General features: G+C 37.3%; 20 protein-coding genes and 1 pseudogene. 12 read left to right on the top strand and 9 right to left on the bottom strand.

What is annotated here, in order from left to right:
- Window positions 1-72 precede the first annotated feature (72 nt).
- On the top strand, window positions 73-345 hold the full coding sequence (locus AC4EHB_RS09615) for a hypothetical protein (protein ID WP_490981311.1): 273 nt from the start codon (window positions 73-75) through the stop codon (window positions 343-345).
- A 153-nt stretch (window positions 346-498) separates the two neighbouring features.
- Here AC4EHB_RS09615 and AC4EHB_RS09610 read toward each other — a convergent pair whose 3' ends face one another.
- Window positions 499-921: a very short patch repair endonuclease gene (locus AC4EHB_RS09610; protein WP_490981310.1), complete on the bottom strand. Its 423-nt coding sequence runs from the start codon at window positions 919-921 to the stop codon at window positions 499-501.
- 195 nt (window positions 922-1,116) lie between these two features.
- Between AC4EHB_RS09610 and AC4EHB_RS09605 the strand changes: the two genes are divergently transcribed.
- The 8 genes from AC4EHB_RS09605 to AC4EHB_RS09570 all read left to right on the top strand — a co-directional run bounded on the left by AC4EHB_RS09605 (window position 1,117) and on the right by AC4EHB_RS09570 (window position 8,090).
- The gene (locus tag AC4EHB_RS09605) at window positions 1,117-2,268 is read left to right on the top strand and encodes a DNA cytosine methyltransferase (RefSeq protein WP_490981309.1); all 1,152 of its coding nucleotides are present in this window, start codon (window positions 1,117-1,119) and stop codon (window positions 2,266-2,268) included.
- A 162-nt stretch (window positions 2,269-2,430) separates the two neighbouring features.
- Entirely contained in the window at window positions 2,431-3,192 is a 762-nt protein-coding gene (locus AC4EHB_RS09600; RefSeq protein WP_490981308.1) for a hypothetical protein, read from the top strand.
- A gap of 173 nt (window positions 3,193-3,365) precedes the next feature.
- On the top strand, window positions 3,366-3,836 hold the full coding sequence (locus tag AC4EHB_RS09595; RefSeq protein WP_490981307.1) for a hypothetical protein: 471 nt from the start codon (window positions 3,366-3,368) through the stop codon (window positions 3,834-3,836).
- A 658-nt stretch (window positions 3,837-4,494) separates the two neighbouring features.
- Window positions 4,495-5,043 (top strand): hypothetical protein, encoded by a 549-nt coding sequence (locus AC4EHB_RS09590; RefSeq protein WP_490981306.1) that lies wholly within the window; start codon window positions 4,495-4,497, stop codon window positions 5,041-5,043.
- A gap of 27 nt (window positions 5,044-5,070) precedes the next feature.
- Window positions 5,071-6,306 carry a hypothetical protein gene (locus tag AC4EHB_RS09585; protein ID WP_490981305.1) on the top strand — a complete coding sequence of 412 codons (1,236 nt, stop codon included), beginning with the start codon at window positions 5,071-5,073 and terminating at the stop codon, window positions 6,304-6,306.
- Between the two features lie 182 nt (window positions 6,307-6,488).
- Window positions 6,489-6,725: a hypothetical protein gene (locus tag AC4EHB_RS09580; RefSeq protein ID WP_490981304.1), complete on the top strand. Its 237-nt coding sequence runs from the start codon at window positions 6,489-6,491 to the stop codon at window positions 6,723-6,725.
- A gap of 137 nt (window positions 6,726-6,862) precedes the next feature.
- The gene (locus AC4EHB_RS09575; protein ID WP_490981303.1) at window positions 6,863-7,306 is read left to right on the top strand and encodes a hypothetical protein; all 444 of its coding nucleotides are present in this window, start codon (window positions 6,863-6,865) and stop codon (window positions 7,304-7,306) included.
- A 49-nt stretch (window positions 7,307-7,355) separates the two neighbouring features.
- On the top strand, window positions 7,356-8,090 hold the full coding sequence (locus tag AC4EHB_RS09570; RefSeq protein ID WP_490981302.1) for a hypothetical protein: 735 nt from the start codon (window positions 7,356-7,358) through the stop codon (window positions 8,088-8,090).
- Between the two features lie 366 nt (window positions 8,091-8,456).
- Here AC4EHB_RS09570 and AC4EHB_RS09565 read toward each other — a convergent pair whose 3' ends face one another.
- Complete coding sequence (locus AC4EHB_RS09565; RefSeq protein WP_490981301.1) at window positions 8,457-8,780, bottom strand: ribonuclease E inhibitor RraB; 324 nt, start codon at window positions 8,778-8,780, stop codon at window positions 8,457-8,459.
- Window positions 8,781-9,212: 432 nt separating this feature from the next.
- On the opposite strand from AC4EHB_RS09565, the gene AC4EHB_RS09560 reads away from it, so the two are divergent.
- Complete coding sequence (locus tag AC4EHB_RS09560) at window positions 9,213-10,004, top strand: hypothetical protein (protein ID WP_490981300.1); 792 nt, start codon at window positions 9,213-9,215, stop codon at window positions 10,002-10,004.
- A gap of 305 nt (window positions 10,005-10,309) precedes the next feature.
- Here AC4EHB_RS09560 and AC4EHB_RS09555 read toward each other — a convergent pair whose 3' ends face one another.
- Window positions 10,310-11,053, bottom strand: a complete 744-nt coding sequence (locus AC4EHB_RS09555) for a J domain-containing protein (protein WP_490981299.1) — start codon at window positions 11,051-11,053, stop codon at window positions 10,310-10,312.
- Between the two features lie 128 nt (window positions 11,054-11,181).
- Window positions 11,182-11,688: a hypothetical protein gene (locus tag AC4EHB_RS09550; RefSeq protein ID WP_490981298.1), complete on the bottom strand. Its 507-nt coding sequence runs from the start codon at window positions 11,686-11,688 to the stop codon at window positions 11,182-11,184.
- A gap of 69 nt (window positions 11,689-11,757) precedes the next feature.
- On the opposite strand from AC4EHB_RS09550, the gene AC4EHB_RS09545 reads away from it, so the two are divergent.
- Both AC4EHB_RS09545 and AC4EHB_RS09540 read left to right on the top strand, forming a co-directional pair.
- Window positions 11,758-12,672, top strand: a complete 915-nt coding sequence (locus tag AC4EHB_RS09545; RefSeq protein WP_490981297.1) for a tyrosine-type recombinase/integrase — start codon at window positions 11,758-11,760, stop codon at window positions 12,670-12,672.
- A complete protein-coding gene (locus AC4EHB_RS09540) occupies window positions 12,632-12,871 on the top strand; it encodes a tyrosine-type recombinase/integrase (RefSeq protein WP_490981296.1) in 240 nt (79 codons plus the stop codon). The genes AC4EHB_RS09545 and AC4EHB_RS09540 overlap by 41 nt, the downstream gene beginning before the upstream one ends.
- Window positions 12,872-13,111: 240 nt before the next feature.
- On the opposite strand, the gene AC4EHB_RS09535 is transcribed toward AC4EHB_RS09540, so the two are convergent.
- From AC4EHB_RS09535 to AC4EHB_RS09515, 5 genes and pseudogenes are all read right to left on the bottom strand, one after another.
- Entirely contained in the window at window positions 13,112-14,044 is a 933-nt protein-coding gene (locus AC4EHB_RS09535; RefSeq protein ID WP_490981295.1) for an abortive infection family protein, read from the bottom strand.
- Between the two features lie 488 nt (window positions 14,045-14,532).
- Entirely contained in the window at window positions 14,533-14,769 is a 237-nt protein-coding gene (locus AC4EHB_RS09530) for a hypothetical protein (RefSeq protein WP_490981294.1), read from the bottom strand.
- 198 nt (window positions 14,770-14,967) lie between these two features.
- A complete protein-coding gene (locus tag AC4EHB_RS09525) occupies window positions 14,968-15,141 on the bottom strand; it encodes a hypothetical protein (protein WP_490981293.1) in 174 nt (57 codons plus the stop codon).
- A gap of 1,094 nt (window positions 15,142-16,235) precedes the next feature.
- Window positions 16,236-17,376, bottom strand: a pseudogene (locus tag AC4EHB_RS09520) (IS3 family transposase).
- 178 nt (window positions 17,377-17,554) lie between these two features.
- On the bottom strand, window positions 17,555-18,535 hold the full coding sequence (locus AC4EHB_RS09515; protein ID WP_490981292.1) for a DUF5067 domain-containing protein: 981 nt from the start codon (window positions 18,533-18,535) through the stop codon (window positions 17,555-17,557).
- Window positions 18,536-18,731: the final 196 nt, after the last annotated feature.

Here is an 18,731-nt window from a genome sequence, read left to right as displayed (position 1 = left end):
ATTCAAATACAGCAATAGACCATGCTCTTTGCTGTATTTTGGAATTTAAATATAATTGAGTAGGTGTAAACAATGATTGCGGATGTAATCTTAGGTAATAATATTGATACAATTCCTTGGATAGAAGAGTTAGTTAAACAAGATTTTGAAAATATTATTGTTATAGATTATGATTATTACGAGGAAGCAATAAAAAAAAATAACGTAGTGTATATTTCGTCAAATGAAGCCCAAATATACCTTCGGAAATTTGATACAATAAATTTTTACAAATCGCTTTATGCATACCCTGGTATGCATGGGAGAATGTCTAATCTGCATAAACGGCCTAATAGTAACAAGTAAACTTATAATATGTAAGGAATTCTTATAAACACAATACTTGAAAATTTATAAGATATATTAAATTAGATAATATGATTTTAAAAAATATTAAAATAGATATAGATTAATAAAAAAACTGAGTTCTCAGTTCATAAAAGCCAAAGGGTTTCTTCTTTAGGAAGAATGCTCTTTGGCTTTTTGAATAAATTGAGACAGTTCTTCGGCTGTTTTTTCAAGATCTTCCTTCACCTGATGCTCCCAGATCCTTTTGATGAACCACCCTTTTTCCTTATAGTATGCCGTGACTTCTTGGTCCCGTTCTTTATTTCTAGCAAGTTTCTTATTCCAGTAATCCTGATTGCTTTTCGGCTGGTTTCCGTGAATCTCGCAGGCGTGCCAAAAACAGGAGTCAATAAAAATAACAATTTTATACTTCTTTATGGAAATATCCGGTTTGCCGAATAGTGTCCGGTCATTTTTCCGGAAGCGGTAGCCTTTGTTCCAGAGTATACGGGAAACCTTATTTTCCAGTTTTGACTGAGACCGGATCGCCTGCATGTTTTTTCGGCGCTGTTCTTTGCTTATTGTATCTGCCATAGCCTGACCCCTCGCTTTGCTAATATTATTCCCCGTAAAATAAGTAATACACTAAACAAAATCCGGATTTACTAGAATAAACTGACATAAAGGCTGGGGGCTGCATTTTTTTGAGTTAACGTGTACAATATAAAGCATAGAGGTATGCAAGAACATACTTTCGTATAAAACCAACCACTAAGGAGCGATTTTCATATGATATTTAAAAAAGGCGAACTTTTTAACGGTCCAGGTGGGCTAAGTTTAGCAGCAAAAAAAGCACGGGTGGTTCATCCGGAAACAGGAGAGGAATTTCGAGTTGAGCATCTTTGGTCAAACGACTACGATGCTACAGCTTGTGAAACCTTCCGACTAAACATATGCGAAAATCCAGACGATCCTTCTGTACACTGGGTACCTGTGGAAGACCTGCCGATCGGCGATAAATCCATTCTTGGGGATATCGATTGTTTTGCTTTCGGTTTTCCTTGCAACGACTACAGTATAGTAGGCGAATCAAAGGGGCTGGAAGGTAAGTTTGGTCCTTTATATACGTACGGAGTCAAAGTGCTGAAAGACTACCAGCCGAAGTTTTTCGTGGCTGAGAACGTCGGCGGACTTCAAAGCGCCAATGAAGGAAAAGCCTTCATTCAAATCCTGACGGAACTGGAAGAGTGCGGGTACAAACTGACGCCTCATTTGTACAAATTCCAGGAATACGGAGTACCGCAGGCAAGACACCGCATTATCATTGTCGGCATCCGAAATGATCTGGCTGAAGAAGGAATTGAATTCAAAGTTCCGGCGCCGACTACACTGGCCTCAACCGAATACAAAACGGCATCTGAAGCCATTCTGAATCCGCCGATTCCGGAAGATGCACCGAATCACGATATGCCGAAACATTCGGCCAAAGTAAAAGAAATGCTGAGCTACATACCGCCGGGTAGCAACGCCTGGTATCCGGGAATTCCTGATCATTTGCAGCTGCAAGTAAAAGGCGCGCGAATGAGTTCTATTTACAAGCGTTTAGATCCGGAACGTCCGGCATACACGGTGACTGGCAGCGGCGGCGGCGGAACGCATATGTATCACTGGGACGAACTGCGCGCTTTGACGAACAGAGAAAGAGCCCGTCTGCAGACGTTTCCGGATGACTTTGTATTTGCCGGCAGCAAAGAAGCTGTGCGGAAACAGATTGGTATGGCCGTACCGCCACTTGGGGCACAGGTTGTATTTGAAGCCATCCTAAAATCTTTTGCAGGAATTGAATATGATTATGTAGAACCGGCTCCAAAACTACAATTAGAGAATTTGAGAGGGAAAAAGAAAGTCGTCATTAAAGAAGTGGTAGAAAGCGTCGTATAATAATAGAGGTTATGATTTAAAGTGATGCAGAAAATATTTCTGCGTCTCTTTTTGTATTGAATTTTACAATTTCCTTTAAAAGTATTTAGACTATTTAGAACTTAATGGTATTATTAACTTTAATGACCAAAGTCTTTGTGCCTAAATACTGGAGGGTGACGTATGATAATAGATTTAGAGAGTGAAGAAATCTCAATGTGTGTAAAGTTTGCTGAGGACGCATGGAATCTGAGAAGTCAAAGTCAAAAACATTTTGGAGGTTCAAAAAGAACAAAAGAACAATTTATCGCGGATCAAATTGAAGGGAAGCTTGCAGAATGTATTTTTCTAAAGTATATGAAAGAAAAAGGGACAGAGATTAGTCTTGATTTTGATCATTACGAAGGAGAATTGAATACGGATTCGGGAGATCTTACATTTAGTAAAAATGGGGTTATTTTTGAGGTTCCTGTAGATATAAAGGGAACCTCGCATTTTGCACAATGGCTTTTAGTTGAAGAGTACAAGTTTTTCGATATAAATACACGCCTTCACAAATCACGTGCCTTTGTACTAATTGCTTTTGATAAGACATTTCCAGGAAATCGCGTATTGAGAGAAAACCCGAGAGCTATATTGAATCAGAGAATCTCCGGAGAATGCAAAGGGTGGGCAAAAATTGAAGACTTTTATGCCCATGATAAAGGTTTATGGTTTTCGTGGAGAAGAGGTGACTATCCTTGGCAAGGGCGTGTTTTGCCTGCAACTGTTCCTTACAATCGTGTGGCACTCGAAAGATACTTGCAAAAATCTGTTCCTGGATGTGAGGAACGAGGAAGAGCTACTAAAATTTCTGTTCCTTTAGATGCCGAGTTAAATTATGGATTACCGGTAAAGTGGCTGAAAAATAATTGGACTGATTTTATATCAGAGTACATAAAATAGTGAAGCAGTTGTTACACAAAAGTGCAGAGATTTATTGTCCTCATTTTTATTAATAAATATTCAATACAAGTGCAACAAATAATTATATATTTAAGTCTGTATCTAGGAATGCAGTTTGCTTAAGAAACTGATGAACGAGAGTATGGAGTGAGAAAAGGGAGGCAGAAATAACCATGAAAATTCTAAAAGATTTAAGCAACGAAGTTCTAACAATACTCAGAACTGGTATTACTAAAGAGAGTGATTTACTTCCCTTTTTCGGGCAAAGAGACGGTTGCGAGTGGTTAGAAATAAACAACGTGGTTGTACTAACGCGGCAAGAATTAGCTAAATTTGCTAATGATTACTTCTACTCAGAAGAAATCTCTGATCTAAGAGGGGTATCGGTAATAATGCTTGAAGCAGATGCAGAACTGCCATCGGAACCTGAAAATTTGCCTTATACAATTATTCAGCGAAAAGGCGCTTCTGCTGAATTCAAGGTAGGTTTACCTATTCACTTAAACCTAACACACTCTTCAGGGGATGGTTTAATTATGGTGGACCACTATTATCATGATGGAATAGATAATGACGATTTAGACGAGGAAGAAATTGCTGCTGAGTTATGGAAAGACTATCATTTCACACCGGATGTATCGTAAAAAATTAGAAGACACCTTTGAAAAGGTGTCTTTTTTTTAGTAAAATTTAGCACTGATAATATGTAAAGCGATTATATGTTTTAGATCAACTAAAATCTGAGCCACCTCAAAAAAAGAGTATCAAGTTTCTAAGCTTCCAGATGCTCTTTTCTATTAATACAATTCCGTTTGTCAATATAAGCTAGACAACTCTACTCCATTCAGGTGACTCAAAAATGCCTCCAAGGGGTACGGTAATCCAGCGACTTCCTTGGGATAATATTTCGCTTATCAGCGTATAAGATACTGCAAAAACCAAAGATACAAGATTGAAATCTCCTCCTACCCCGCATCTGTCACCATCGCGTCATCGATGAGAAGCTCTTAAAATCGACCAGCAATAATGGTCTAATACTTCTGCATAATATTGCTATTCCGTTTATCACTTCAAGTATTCTATCTTTTTTAATTTCACATAAAAAATATCTCCGTTAAAATGATGAAGAAAACTGTACCCTTTGGGTAGATAGCATTGAAAATAAAATTTCAAATTTAATTGACTTAGTACCAACTGTATAATATATTTAAATTAATATAAAGTACTAAATCACTAATTATTTAAAATAGCTTTTTAGTACTTTTAGTAAATACTAATACACTAGTGAATGGAGAGGAAAAGATGAAAAGAGTGATTGACGGTACAGTCTATAACACAGAAACTGCTAAAAAAATCGGTGAACAACAAATAAGCGAAGATTCTTTTGATAAAGGTGCTTATGTAAACCAATTAAAACAGCTTTATAAAACAAAAAATGGAAACTACTTCTTTTTCATTAAGAACGAGTTTCCCGCTTACGTTGATGTGAATGAGGATGATTTAAATCCAAAATTCGAACTCATGGATATGGAAGAAAAGAAAATCATACCCGTCACTTACGAATTAGCAGTTCAATTCGCAAGTGAAATTATTATATCTGATCCTGAAACAAAAAAAGTTATCGGTAAGTTTTTCCCCGAACTAATCCGGAATGAAAAGGATGGAAGCGACAAGGTTCAAAAAAAAGTTTACATGTCTGAAAAAGCAAGTTGGTATTTAGAGATGATGTTAACTGAAAACAAAGAAACAAACAGCAGCTTTATTGAAAAGCTAATTGTCGACAAATACCGAAGCCTTTACAAAGAAGGGGTTATGCAAAACGATCCTTATTATGAGATGGACGATGAGTAAACTTATTATATGAGGGAGGCAGATGGGGTGACAGGACAACTAGTCGCAATGAATACAGACGGAATTGCTTTAACCTCGGACAGCACAGTTAATGGAGAAACATGGCAGAACTCAGTAAACAAACTATTTGGTTTATCGGATGAGCATTCAATCGGTGTTATGGTATATGGCACCGCTTCAATGTTTCAGACTCCATGGGAAACACTTGTACAGGACTACAAAAGCAAACTTCCTAAACCATTTGATACAGTACACGAATATGCAGAAGACTTCTTGCAGTTTCTTGATCAACATGAACACCAAGAATATATGGCTGAAGCAAATGAAATAGTCTATGCAGAAGACTCCTTATACTTCCTGATAATGAAAATCTATAAAGATTTAACTAATATGAAAATGCGCTTATATAGTGAAGAGTATATGTTGCTACCGCAAGGCGAATTCCAAAAAATATATTTACAACACGCAGAAGATTACTTGGACAATCAAATTGAACGAATAGATGACAAAAATTTACCGAAAGGATTCACCACTTTCGATTATGAATGTTTGTCTGGAAAGTATGCTGAAAAAATAACTAAAATGGTATTTCGTACATTCGAATTTCATCTCTACTGCATTGAATGGCTTGAAAAAATCATTCACCTGATAAGTGTTTCACTAATCAAAAAGTTCTTAAATAAATTATCTGGTGTCATTTTTACCGGATATGGAACTACTGAAATTTTTCCATCGATGTGCGTACTGAGCATCGATGGGAAACTTAATAATAAAATCAAATACCATATTAGAAAAAGAACCATAAGTCATTCAACACCTGGAGCCATTTTCCCTTTTGGAGAAAGAGACACCCTAAAAAGCTATTTGACTGGCATTCGCAAAGAAATGATAGGCTCTATCGCGCCATTTTTGAAAAAAGAAGTTAATAGGCTGTCCGCTATCATGGTCGCCGAGTTAAAAGATCATCTTAAGACAGAGAGTGATTCGGGTGTAATCGCAACGGAGCTGGCAAATGCATTTATGCAAATACACCAGCAGTATCAAAAAGAACTGCCTCACTATGAGCGCCAAAAATTCAGCGACCCGATTGTAGGATTTATCGAATCTTTACCGGTAACAGAGCTGGCGTATCTCTCTGAATCTTTACTAAAAGCAGCATCTCTAAAAAAGAAAATCTCAAAATCTATAGAGATGGCCAGCGATATTGTTGAGGTAGCCGTAATCACAAAAGACGAAGGGTTTAAATGGATCAAAAAAGAGTAAGCACTGAACTTCCAAGACCCGAAAGACGCAGTATGAATGAGCAAGGTCTATAAACCGAAAAAGGCCTGCAAATAGTTTTAGGAGATAATTTCAGAAATCATTAAATGATACATTATACCCTGGTTAGTCATTACGAATAATAGGTCTTTAGTGTATAATTCAGATAAAAGAGGAGGTAGAATATGAATAGAAAAATCAATGCATGGGTATCGGAGGAAATACCAGAAGATAAGAAGTTGCTTTTTTTTGCCTTAACTTTAATTTTAACTTTCTTTTCAATTAATATTGCAAATAGAGGATTAAGTAATCTGATTAATTTTGTTAATCAACCAGCTTATCCATCTAACTATTCGTTCGGTATTTTCGCGATATTACTAATAATTCCTGCAGCACTACACTACTCAGCGTATGGATTGTAAAAAGGATAGATAGTTTACAACAGAGACTTTTAAATTCACGAATTGGCGATAAGATTTGGTTTATAACATATTCGTTCAAAAAAAACAGGGTCAATAAAAACAAGCGTAAGAAATCTAGTGTTAGAAATTCAAATACTATGCAAGGTTTCCAAGCTCCCCCACAACGGCAGGCTCAGAATAGCCAAGAAGAAACTGACTTTGCCAATAAGCAAAAATGGCAGGCACACATGAGGCAAGAAGAAGACTCCGCCTATAAGCAAAAACTACAAGCTGACACCCAACGAAAAGAACATAAAAGAAAAGCAGAAGTTGATTTAGCCAATAAGCAAAGTTTACAAGCCAACGCAGAACGGCTGGCTCAAAAAAGGCAGCAAGAAGAAGACTTAGCCAATAAGCAAAGATTAGAAAAAGAGGCAAGATGGCAGGCCAGAAAAAGACAAGAAGAAGCTGACTTTGCCAAGAGACGTGCAATTGAACAGGCTCAATATAATAGCAAACTTCTTCTTCAAGAAGAAACCAACAGAGCAAAGGTAATGCAACATGAGGCTAACGAAGCAAAGAAGAGAGTGAGAAAATTTTAATTATATATTGCACATGATTAAACTGAAACTAACTGAGAGCAGGGATGAAATGTTTAGAGAGAGCAAGATTTTTGAAAATGAAAGGTCTGAATATCAAAAAGTTGTTGATTACCAGGGCATCTATCCAATGGGTACATTTATGCCACAAGAAAAGCAGAAACTTCAACAAACCTTTGTTCAAATGGTGCCAACACCGAACACGGTCTTGATGTATAATTCGTTACGAGAAAATTTGGGGTATGCAGAGTTTGAAGACAGTTATAACGATGACCCAACAATCTATACCTTGTCTGGAATGAGTGCCGGTAGGATTGTTCAGCGCTTTTACAATGCAACCACTCGCATCACCAACATGACTGGAGAATTTCTGGACACTGCAGGAATCTACATGACCAACCACACCATTCAATTAGTAGAACTCACCGAAGACGACGGAATCTATTACTATGTCTTAACAGGGGGCAAAGGGGCCATTGAAGCGAAAGCAGACGAATTGTATAACGCAAATAAAATGCTGACAGAGGGATTGCCTTTTCAATTAGAGAATGGAGAAATCAGTATTAACAGCATGTCGATTGTTGAATTAGCACTTGCTATGGCAAATGATACGTTTGATCGAAAATGGACAGTTATGGACCCTTTGAATGCACATGAGTTATTTGCTGTCGAGTCAGACCAAGCGACCGACATAGCAGAAAGCACTAAATGGCTTCCACTTCGAGACTTTGAAAACTGGACAAATGCGAAGCGATTGGGGATTGTTTTTAGGATTCAAACCTATTAAATCCGAACTGTTATTATACTACTTGCGAATTAGGTCTGAGTCTTATATTTAAAGTAGAGCGCTTATATTTTTGCGAAAAAAAGAGCACTTCAACCAATTCAAATGAAGTGCTCTTTGCTTTTGGGTTTATCCAGAGTATATTATGGTTTGGCTTCATTTAAGAAACTGTGTTTTGTTTCTTCTTATTATTAATAGAGGATTGTCGATACTATTCTCATTTTCTATTACAACAATGAACGCATCAAACAAAAAATGACTGGCATGAACTCGGTATTACACCGGGCTCATGCCAGTCATTTAGCTGCATAAACTAAAGCTTTGGCTTTATGGGCTCACTATCTAACTACTCTTTTCTAAAACTTTTGTTTAGTTAACCATGAGTCCCCATTCCTCTGTGTATCCTTCATAGGGTTTACTTAATTCGTCAAGTCGTTTTTGTATATCAATTATCTCTTCGTAATTTAAAAGCATTGTTATAAAACAATAACAAGTCCATTCTTCAGTTTCCTCATCTTGTTCTAATTCACAAGTAAATCCATCACTTCTTAAAGTTTCTAAAACAGCTTTACCGTTCTTTTTATTTGGAACTGCAACCACAAAATTAACATTTTGTGGTTCTTTAAAATCAACACCTTGTTTATATAACATTTTTAATACTTGTCCATCTTCATCTTTAGGAAATACTGTCATGTTTTCGTCTCCTTCAGTTCTTGAGTAGCGAATTAGTTATTGTTGATATTTTACCACTTTTTATGATTAAACTACTTCGTTAGAAAAGTAATCAAAAAAGTGTCGATTATTTTTGAACTAATGCATGTATTAGCAAAAAATATAACTGAACTGTTCATTTATATTTGAAATTCAAATACACTAGCCGTCGTGTTAAACAACAGAGGATCGTCTTAATTAAAAATTCGGAAAGCAACTTATATACCAATGTGATAAAATTTAGTATGAAATTAACTATAGAAGTGAGTATTATTTGAAATAAATAAAATGGCAAAATTGACTTTGTAATAATTAGAATTACATCTTTGGAAATCATTAGCTTTTCATCTTTACTTCCTATATTTAAATATATAATAAGCAATTTTAAAAAAGAACTAATGAAAGGAAGAAGATATGGAACCAATAATTATAGGGAAACTATTGATGATGTCTGTTACTACATTGATTAAATATAAAAAATCAGAAAATGCCTCTGATGTTTTAAAGGAAATGCTTTTATTAAAAGAGAAACAAGAAGAGTTATTTCAATCGCTCAAATTAGAGATAAAGTCACTTCAGGAAGGACCTTTTTATACAGGATTAATATATTTGAAAGAAGCGAATAAACTACACGGTACAGAGGAAGAACGAAAAGAAAATCTTGTTCTTGCAAGACAACAATTTATTAGTTGTTTAGGTATTTTAAATGTAAAAAAAAATAAAAGCTCTTCCGAATTTTATCAGATTGGTTTTATTCAATCTTATGTAGGGTTTTGCTGGTTATTGCTGAGTAAACCACTTGATGCTTATAATTGGTTTACTGATTCCCTAATTACAATTGAGGAATCTTTAAGCATGAGCACAAGAGAAATTGATGAAAATAAAATAGAGTTAGTTAAAGAAAGAAATATAAAAGTTGAATTTGAAGAAAAGTTTGACAAGATTGATTGGTATAAAACAAACGTAATAGATCGAGCCTTTATTTTTGCACCATATATGAAAGTTGGAAATGATTATACTTTTAAATTGATGAAAAAATTATCAAGAAAAACTATGGAAAAAAGACTTAATGAATTAGAAGAAAATATACATAAAAGAAAAGTAGAAATTCTTACTTTGAAGCAATACCAAGAAGCACCCTTAAGTTATAAAAACAATTTAGAAATCATAGTAAATAACTTAAAGAGTATCCATTTAGAAAACTAAGATATTGGTAGAAGTTATTTAAAGTTGTCTATACTACTATCAAAAACGATGGTTTTTTAAAGGATAATAATTGTTAATGATTTTTGTACCACTGGTTAAATTATTAACTCAAAACACTTTTCAAAATTATTCTTTCAAAGAGGTACGATTTTGACTCTATAAAGCAATAAGAGTTAATCAGTTAAAGTAAAAGTAATTAGAAAGATATAAAATAAAAATGGCAGCACTTCAAAGATGAAGATGCTGCCATTTTCATAAAAGAGAACAGAAAACGTTAACTCATTGAGTGATTTCTTAAAAACTGTTTATGCGGCTTGATTTGCTTTTAAAATCTCTACAAAACGTTCCTTATCTGCCCACATTTCTTTAAATCGAATAGCGTCTCCTGTAGGTGAATCTGGATGGTACTCTTTAGCTAATGATCTAAAACGTTTTGCAATGAAAGTTTCATCTGCCTCCAGAGGAATATCATACTTATTAAGAATTAATTCTAATATCTCTAATGAGGAAAAATCCTTATTTTGATAAGCACCTTCTTGATAATTTGAAGAAGTTTCTTCATGTTGATAGCTATCCTTTTTATCATTCATTTTACTAGAAGATTCATCTTGGTTACTTGTTGAAAAATCAGCGAAAATATCCTCTAGTTCTTTAATGAGTTTCAAAGTTGCAATACTGGAAAGGAAAACAAAACCTGCAATAACACCAGTACCTACAAATTTCCCGAGCTCGACTAGCTCTTCTTTTGTTACCAACTGATTTTTATTTCTTAAGATAGCCATTTTACAAATTGTTGTTTGAAAATAACACTGAAATGAAAACAGTACAATTACTATAAAACCGTAGTAAACAAATAGGCCAGTTTCGTAAAAGAACTGCGCTATCGTTCCAAGAATCAAAACAGTGACAAATGGAAATATAAAGTTTGAAAGTAATAGATAAGGATAAATTTCCTCTAGCTGACTGTCCCTTTCTTTTCCTTTCTCTAGGTCATATATTTTCCAAAAATAAAAAGCTGCGCTAAATCCATCGTAGTCTGACTTTAACAAAAATTTTCTCCTCGCTTCATTCTTCTCCTAAATTGAATAGATTATTTAAATTCCTTTTTCTATTTTATTCCAAAAAGTAGTGGCAGTCTATATCTAAATAATTATAATAAATTTTATCGATCTTTTAGCTAATCTCGCTTTTCCTCCAGTACCCGTTGCGCCCAGTCCTTGAACGAAAGACCCTTCGCCGCAGCAATCCCCCGCAGCTCCTCATAAACCGCTTCCTCAAACACCAACTGAACGGTCCGATCACTACGGGCAAACACCCAGTAACCGTCTTTGCTTTCCACTTTCCCAGATGTGATGGCTGCTTGCAGCACACGGAACACCTCATCCGTCGCCAACCCATTGACCAGATAGCGCCCGTTCCGAAAAGACGCCACCAGCTCCCCGTCCCGGATTTCCGCATTGGAATTCTCTACACCGCAGACTGCATATAAGACATCAAGAATTTGATAGAAGGCTTTCTTTCCAGTCGAAACCGTCAGATCCGTGAAGCCGAGCTGGGCCACTTGCCGCTCTTGGTGGAGATCATACCGCGACTCGAGATCATGGGAGCGGAGCGTCTCGAGGTACGGGAGAAACACATGGTCATCCAGGTAAAAGCCGATTTCTCCTTGCTCATTCCGTCGCAAACGGATCAGCTGCTCGCCGGCCAATAAAAAGGACTGGTAGAGCGCCGTGTCGGAAGCAGGGAAGTAGAGGTGGTTCCGCTTAATTCGCGTCGTTTTCTGCCGTTTCAGGTACTGGCCGATTTCCCGTTCCTGCTCCTGGGTGATGGCGTACCGCTGCTTCGCGGATTGGATGCTGCTGGGTACCTGTTGAATATCCAGCTTCAGCGTGGCAATGGCGTCCTTTACTTTCTGCGGATAGACGCCGACGCCAAAAACGACCGATCGGCTCGAACGCGAACGGAATACGAAAACGAACTGCGGCAGTTTATCGAACACCTTCTGCAGCACAGTGCCGAAATTGGGCTGGACATTGAAAAGATCGAAGAAGGATCGCTGTTCAAGTCTCTGGAAGCACGACATTTGCGCCGGTATCAGGAATGGCTGGTTTCAGCCAGCCCCTATGTTCAAAAAGGGAAGATCTACAGCCCCGCGACAATTGCCCGGAAAACGACCATTCTCAAATCATTTTTTCAGTACTTGTACCAAGTGAAGTACATCCAACAAGACAGTAGTAACGGTTTCCGGATTGCGACCGTGCGGAAAGACGACCGCCCGGATCGGGATCTCGGGCCGCAGGATGTCGTGACGATTTTGCGCGGGTACCGTACAATTAACCATCCGGTGCTGTTCGGCATCGTATTGGTCCTGACAGCGACCGGTATCCGCAACGAGGAGTTCTGTAAGCTCCGGGTCGGCGATGTCAAGGCGGACCGGATCCACGGTGGCCAATACTTGGAGGTGACGGGAAAAGGCAACAAGAAGCGGCAGATCCCGCTGAAGCCGAAGGTCACCGACAGCATCCGGCACTTCCGCCAGGCGCGGGGCTTGCCGATGGGATCCGGCAGCGCCGCTGTTCACTACCAGCCGAGGGACGGCGTTCTCGCCGTCCTATTTGGTTTCTTATATGGCGAAGGAACTGACGAAGATCAAGCTGGAGGGGATTGACGTCAAATTGACGCCGCACGTGTTCCGCCATGCGTTCGCCATCACGTCGCGGCTGAGCGGGACGGACCTGTTCGACATCATGCGCTCGCTCGGCCACGAGAAGATGGAGACGACGATGATCTATTTGGAGAAAGTCTTTGCGCGGGAAGGGCATGCGGTGAATCAATGGTCAAGCAATGCACTCGAAGAATTTGTCTAAATAAGTTTTCAATATGTGCAGCTTTTTTTAGAAATATGTTAACCCCTCTAACCGAAGTTAAAGGGGTATTATTTTTGAAGCGTATTCGGTTACATTAGTAACATATTATTAGGGCATTGAACTTCTTAATCTTTAGAAATTTGTTAAGAATATTGCTTGTTGTAAGTTATAGTGCTATTAACAGGATTATCAATTGAGATTCTTTATAAAATCTTTCCTGAAATTAAAGTTAAGATAACATCATCTTAATTTTGGCAGATCTCTATAAGCTTCAATCAAGAAAACAATATTAGTAGCACATAGATGCAAAGTATAACTAACAAAATGTTCCGGTACAGGAACAACATTCTCCCCTTGACCATGGCTAGCTTTTTTATTCCGAACATTGGAGATACCCGAAAGCATATTCCTTAAAGAATTCACATGCGTATCCAGATAACTAGGAATTAATTCGTTTTCTACCAGTGTATTTATCAATTGTGATGCAGTACCAGTTCCATTTACCTTCCAATCTTGCTTAGCACATATCGTTTTCATTGTACTTTCAAAAGCATTAGAGGCACTGACGATGCATGGTTTGTATTCTCTGTTCCTGAAGTGATCGTGAGCTTCTAAAAATTCTTCTAACGCTCCTTCGAAGCCTTCCTCTTGAAGTAAATAAAGGGCAGGCTTCGTAGTTTCTTGATGAAGAAACTCAGAATCTTTACGAATCAAAATTTCATTTGAAAATTCATATCCAACACCATTTTCTCTAAATCTCTGATTTAATTCTTTTATAGCGTCTTCTTCATTCATCGTTATTAAGTACCTATCTAAGTTTGGCCATCCTACAGTATTTCGTAAAGGCTCAATTAAACGAATCGATAATTCAATCATATCTAACAATATTTCAATACTATGGCCGTTTCTCAGATACAATTCGCACTCCGATACCCTGTCTATTCGTTCTGAATAAAGAAATTGAAGTCCATGTTCTCTGCATAAAGTATCTCGAATAGTAGCAAAGGCTTGAAATGGTGGACTTGAACCATAAGTCTTAGCATATTCAATTCCTAAAGCATATTTCCAAATGTAATATATTTGATTTCTCAATTTATTCGGCAATAAGTCGTATTCTAAAACATCGAATTGAAAAGTTTTATTTCTTTTCGAAAACAGGTCGAACGTTTGCATTAAATCACTCTCCATAAAACGTTAAATTTTCTTAATTATACCTTAAATTGTTCGTAATAGTGGATTCGAATAAGCGGACGTTCGTAAAGTGTTTTGATACGTTATCGAACGTTCTTTTTATGGATTTTGGGGTAGGTTTATGGCGTTCGTAAAAGTGTACTTTTACGAACGGTTATCTATAGAATCCAATTCATGAAGGTGAAGATGGGTTGGTACGTCCACTACTACAATCACTAACGTATCAAAGAAAAATTGGCCGGCATGAGTCAGGTGAATTACCGACTTCATGCCAGCCAATTAGCTGCATAACTGAAACTCTAACTCTAAGGGGTCACTACCTTAAACTTTATCCCATAAGACCAGAAGTTTAGTATTCCAAGAATTAAAGAAATAGTAAATAATGATGATTGTTCGTTGTAAAAATTATGCAAGAAATTCCCCAAAAGATTACCCATATAACCTCCAAAATAGAACTCCTCTATATCCTCTTACCTTCCTACCGTGCTACGTAATTCTTCATCAGAATAACCTCTGCTTTTCAACTCTTCGAACGCCACACCAGCTTCGGCCGTTAAACTTCCAAACGGATTTGCACCTGGTCCTAAATTTGAACGAAGGATTGAAATCAGAAAACCATCACTTTTACTAGAATACTGATCTTTAAGATTTGATATATTTTCTCTTCTTTTTTCTAATGATTTACCTAAAATTTCAAAAATACCCATGAATACATCTCCTTTTGTATAGCGTAAATTTCTATTTTTGAACGTGTATTGTATACAGTTAAAGTTTTTTAAATAAGCCATTATCGAATTAGAAAGACAATATGGTGAATTTTACGACCTATCATACAGTCATATTAATGAGTAATCAAAAGAAAAATGAGTTAGTTCACAAAAAAGAACTAACTCTTTAAAACCAAGTTACCACCCTTTTTGGTCTTTATATTTATCAGCTTTATTACGATTTTCTTTTGCTTGGTCTTTAGCCCAACTTACTTTTTCTGTGTTTCCTTTTTTTGCATATCTATCAGCTTCTTTATCAAAACGCTCAGCTCGGTGATTAAACATATTCTCTTTATCTTTAAAAAACGCCACTAAATTTCTCCCCCTAAAAGATAATATTCTAAATATTTGAATCATATGTATATTATAACTTTTATTTTCTGGAAAAATAGGTTTTTTTTAAAAAAAGAAGAGTATTTTTTACTAGTGAAAATCATTATGGTAAGTCTAATGGCTGAGAAATTAAATAGCTCAAATAGATATACGACAGTTAACGCCGATCAACTATGGAGTATGTCTAAATGAATTATGCACCTATCGTAATCCCGAAACATGTGTTAATCGAGAGTTATTCTCTGAATTTCCAAAGCGACAGCTACTCGAAAATTACAGGGAGACGTTGCATGAAAACCAGTTAGTAGTTGGCCCAATATTCTGTTTTTTACGTCCTGGCGAGCTCCTGAGCGCCGTCTGAGCGAAGCGATGGCTGACTCTTAAAAAAAACGAAAAGGCGCCGGTCTCGTGACGCTTTATGGTATACACCAACAATAGAATCTCTCGCCAGTAATTTACCTGTGATGCCTTGGCTTTAGGTCTCAGTCTTCGCTCTAGTCCCAATCTCAAGATGCTTGTAACCCTTCAAACCGTTAAGAAAGCCTTCTAGGCGATTCCCGTGCCGACACCGTACCGTAAAACGGGGCATTCAACCGACCACACATTATTTATCACTTTTGAATCGTTAAATTCTATCCAGCTAAATTTTTTCCTTTAGCATGTATATATAAATATATACATATAAAAATATACAAATATATGCCCTTTTGCGTACGGCATCTCGTCTACTGTAACCGCTAAACTAAAGAGAGCAATTTATCACAATTAAGATAGGGCAGTTCCCCACAAATAAGATTGACCAATTTCCCGACAAATATGACAATTTTAATAGACTGCGACTAATTTATTGAAAGTGAGGAAATTGGAGTGAACAGATTCATGAAATACGTAGAAATTCGAAAGCTACAAGCAGAAGGGTTTTTCATCAACTCGATTGCGAAGAAGCTGAATATGTCGAGAAATACCGTAAAAGATTATTTGAGTCACAAAAACATTTAACATACGAAAAAACACCCCAATAATAGGATGGGCACTGAGTATCGTATTTGAGACAGTAAGAAAACACCTTTTTATTAGGCAGTCAGTTGTCGGTAGTTTACCGGCGACTGGCTGTTTAATTTCGTCTGGATTCGGATATGGTTATAATAATCTAAATAGGCTTCGACGGTTTGAATGACACATGCATTAGTCGTGCTGTGAATGCCGTCAAGGTAAAACGTTTCAGACTTTAGCGAGGAGTGAAACGTTTCGATTGGGGAATTATCAGCGGGCGTGCCTTTGCGGGACATGCTCATGATCATTCCTTTTTCTTTGACCGCTTTCTGGTATTCATACGACGTATAAACGGACCCTTGGTCGCTATGCAAGAGAATGCCTTCCGGCACTTCTTCAAGTTGGCGAAGCGTATCCAAGACAAAGTCAGTGTCTTGTGTTGTTCCAATGGTATGGGCAATGCTTTCGCCGTTGTAGAGATCCATGATACTTGAAAGATACAAGACCGACTGGCCGAAAGGCAAGTACGTGATATCCGTGGCGAGCTTCTGAAACGGAGCTGTTGCGTGAAAATCGCGATTTAGCTGATTTTCGGCAACGTGCGCAGGTTATCCGGTCCGTTTCCGTTTCTTCACTTTCACACGGCATGACCACCTGTATTTTTGCATGACGCGCTGAACTGTCTTTTCACAGGCTCCTGGGAATAAAGCAGCGATCTTTCGGTAGCCATAGCGGAATTTATTAGCTGCGCACAGCTGGCCGATTGCTTGATCTCGTTCGTCTTTTTTCGCCGTTTTGTTTCTGTTGTTTTTCCATCGGTAATACGTGGAACGCGCGACGCCCATATGCCCGCAAATGGTTTGGACGGACATCGTTCCCTTCAATTTTTCGGCCAATTCTACGAACGCTCCTCCAACCACTTCCTCTCCAACTCCTTGTACTTTTTTAACACTTCAATCTGTTGTTTCAAGTAACGGTTTTCCACCTGCAGGCGATCTGTTTCTGACTCATATTCGGGTCCTTTGCCGTATACATACTGTTTGCCTACCGGTTGGTGCAACCGATGATGCGCACCTTCCCGGTGCCATTTCATCCATTTCTTCAGTGGGAATAGTTTTTAATAGTTAATTCCTCCATGACGACTTTGACCGGTATCCCGGCCAGTCTCATTTCAATCGCCTTCATTTTGACTTCTACTGGATAACTAACTCGCGTAGCCATAGAAAAAACACCTCCATGTTGATTTACTGGTATTTTCATACCCGTTTTTCAACGAAAGGTGTTTTTATTTGTCTCATACTCTTAGGTCAGTGCTATGCATAAATAGTCCTATTATTGGGTGTTGTGTTTGCTCAACACTTCTTACTTGTCGCAAGGAGGCGAGGCTTTTTTATTTAAATTATTCTAACGTGGATAGATCAATTTCTGCTATATAAGGATTACTATTGAATGAGAATAGTTCATCTAGTTCCAATTCTAGCGGCTTGGTTGTATCAGATATACCCACTGTGCTCTGGGCACCTTCGATTCCCCCCCTAGGTCTTACTTCTTTTTGTCCAATCCCTAAATCTACACCTTCAACCATAATTGCATGATCAGTTTCAACATCATCTTGGAACCCTTTTAACATGAAGGTCATGAACGGTGAAACTGTATCTTCCGAATTATTGACCCAGTCATAATCAATGATTAAAGCATTATTTCCTTCATAATCTTCACCAAGGCTATATTTTTGAATAGTTAATGTGTATTCTCCTAATTTTATAGGTTCTCCTAAAACAATCTCGTTTCCAGCAGACTCCTCAACTTCTTTCTCTTCTACCTCTTCATCAGCGTCATCTGTAAATTCTATTGAACTAAGTATGTTTTCAAATTCATTGCTATAATCTTTATCTGAATTTGATAGCGTTCCCATAAAAAATCCCATTATTCCATCATTATATTCGAAAATAACTAAAGAAGATTTATACTTTTCGTTGGACATTTCATTATTAAAATCGTACTGATATGCTGTTGTATCTGCTACGGTTGTTTCTGAATCTGAAATTAAATTGAATGAATCAAAAGAAGTAGCAACACCCTCCATAAAATCCGCTCTTGTTACATCATCGGAAATAGTTCCGTCTAACGCCTGAGACATAACCATTAGCATACCTTCTTCAGGGTAATAATATTTCATGTTTTCATCAGATACCTCTTCAGTCCAACTTTCAGGAACTGAGTACCCCATGTTACTCATATCATATGATTTAATTTTTTCATCTACTAAGTTAGTTTCGGTCTTTGAAACTACTTCTTCCGTTGTCTCAGTACTCGCATCCGAAGAGCAGGCACTCAATACCCATATAGCACTTAATAACATCAAAGAAATTTTTTTCATTTTTGTCTCTCCCTTTCAATCAGTAATTTCATTTGTAACGGTTTTCATTATTGATGTACTAGACTAATTATATCACAAAAAATCATTATTTTTCCAATTTTCACTTTGTTAATAAAGTGATTAATACTCTTAATTTCGAGAGAAGGGGCTAGAAACAACTCCCCTGAAAGTAGTTTCACTTTTAAGTGTTGGTATT

Source organism: Planococcus sp. TJ-302 (genome assembly GCF_058268455.1).
This window is presented reverse-complemented; position numbering and strand designations above follow the sequence as displayed.

What these genes read in the sequence shown, in the direction of transcription:
- AC4EHB_RS09610 (WP_490981310.1), bottom strand. Translation starts at nt 921, where the DNA reads ATGGCAGATACAATAAGCAAAGAACAGCGCCGAAAAAACATGCAGGCG.
- AC4EHB_RS09530 (WP_490981294.1), bottom strand. Translation starts at nt 14,769, where the DNA reads ATGGGTATTTTTGAAATTTTAGGTAAATCATTAGAAAAAAGAAGAGAA.
- AC4EHB_RS09605 (WP_490981309.1), top strand. Translation starts at nt 1,117, where the DNA reads ATGATATTTAAAAAAGGCGAACTTTTTAACGGTCCAGGTGGGCTAAGT.
- AC4EHB_RS09515 (WP_490981292.1), bottom strand. Translation starts at nt 18,535, where the DNA reads ATGAAAAAAATTTCTTTGATGTTATTAAGTGCTATATGGGTATTGAGT.
- AC4EHB_RS09595 (WP_490981307.1), top strand. Translation starts at nt 3,366, where the DNA reads ATGAAAATTCTAAAAGATTTAAGCAACGAAGTTCTAACAATACTCAGA.
- AC4EHB_RS09565 (WP_490981301.1), bottom strand. Translation starts at nt 8,780, where the DNA reads ATGACAGTATTTCCTAAAGATGAAGATGGACAAGTATTAAAAATGTTA.
- AC4EHB_RS09615 (WP_490981311.1), top strand. Translation starts at nt 73, where the DNA reads ATGATTGCGGATGTAATCTTAGGTAATAATATTGATACAATTCCTTGG.
- AC4EHB_RS09560 (WP_490981300.1), top strand. Translation starts at nt 9,213, where the DNA reads ATGGAACCAATAATTATAGGGAAACTATTGATGATGTCTGTTACTACA.
- AC4EHB_RS09590 (WP_490981306.1), top strand. Translation starts at nt 4,495, where the DNA reads ATGAAAAGAGTGATTGACGGTACAGTCTATAACACAGAAACTGCTAAA.
- AC4EHB_RS09580 (WP_490981304.1), top strand. Translation starts at nt 6,489, where the DNA reads ATGAATAGAAAAATCAATGCATGGGTATCGGAGGAAATACCAGAAGAT.
- AC4EHB_RS09575 (WP_490981303.1), top strand. Translation starts at nt 6,863, where the DNA reads ATGCAAGGTTTCCAAGCTCCCCCACAACGGCAGGCTCAGAATAGCCAA.
- AC4EHB_RS09570 (WP_490981302.1), top strand. Translation starts at nt 7,356, where the DNA reads ATGTTTAGAGAGAGCAAGATTTTTGAAAATGAAAGGTCTGAATATCAA.
- AC4EHB_RS09600 (WP_490981308.1), top strand. Translation starts at nt 2,431, where the DNA reads ATGATAATAGATTTAGAGAGTGAAGAAATCTCAATGTGTGTAAAGTTT.
- AC4EHB_RS09535 (WP_490981295.1), bottom strand. Translation starts at nt 14,044, where the DNA reads ATGCAAACGTTCGACCTGTTTTCGAAAAGAAATAAAACTTTTCAATTC.
- AC4EHB_RS09540 (WP_490981296.1), top strand. Translation starts at nt 12,632, where the DNA reads ATGGCGAAGGAACTGACGAAGATCAAGCTGGAGGGGATTGACGTCAAA.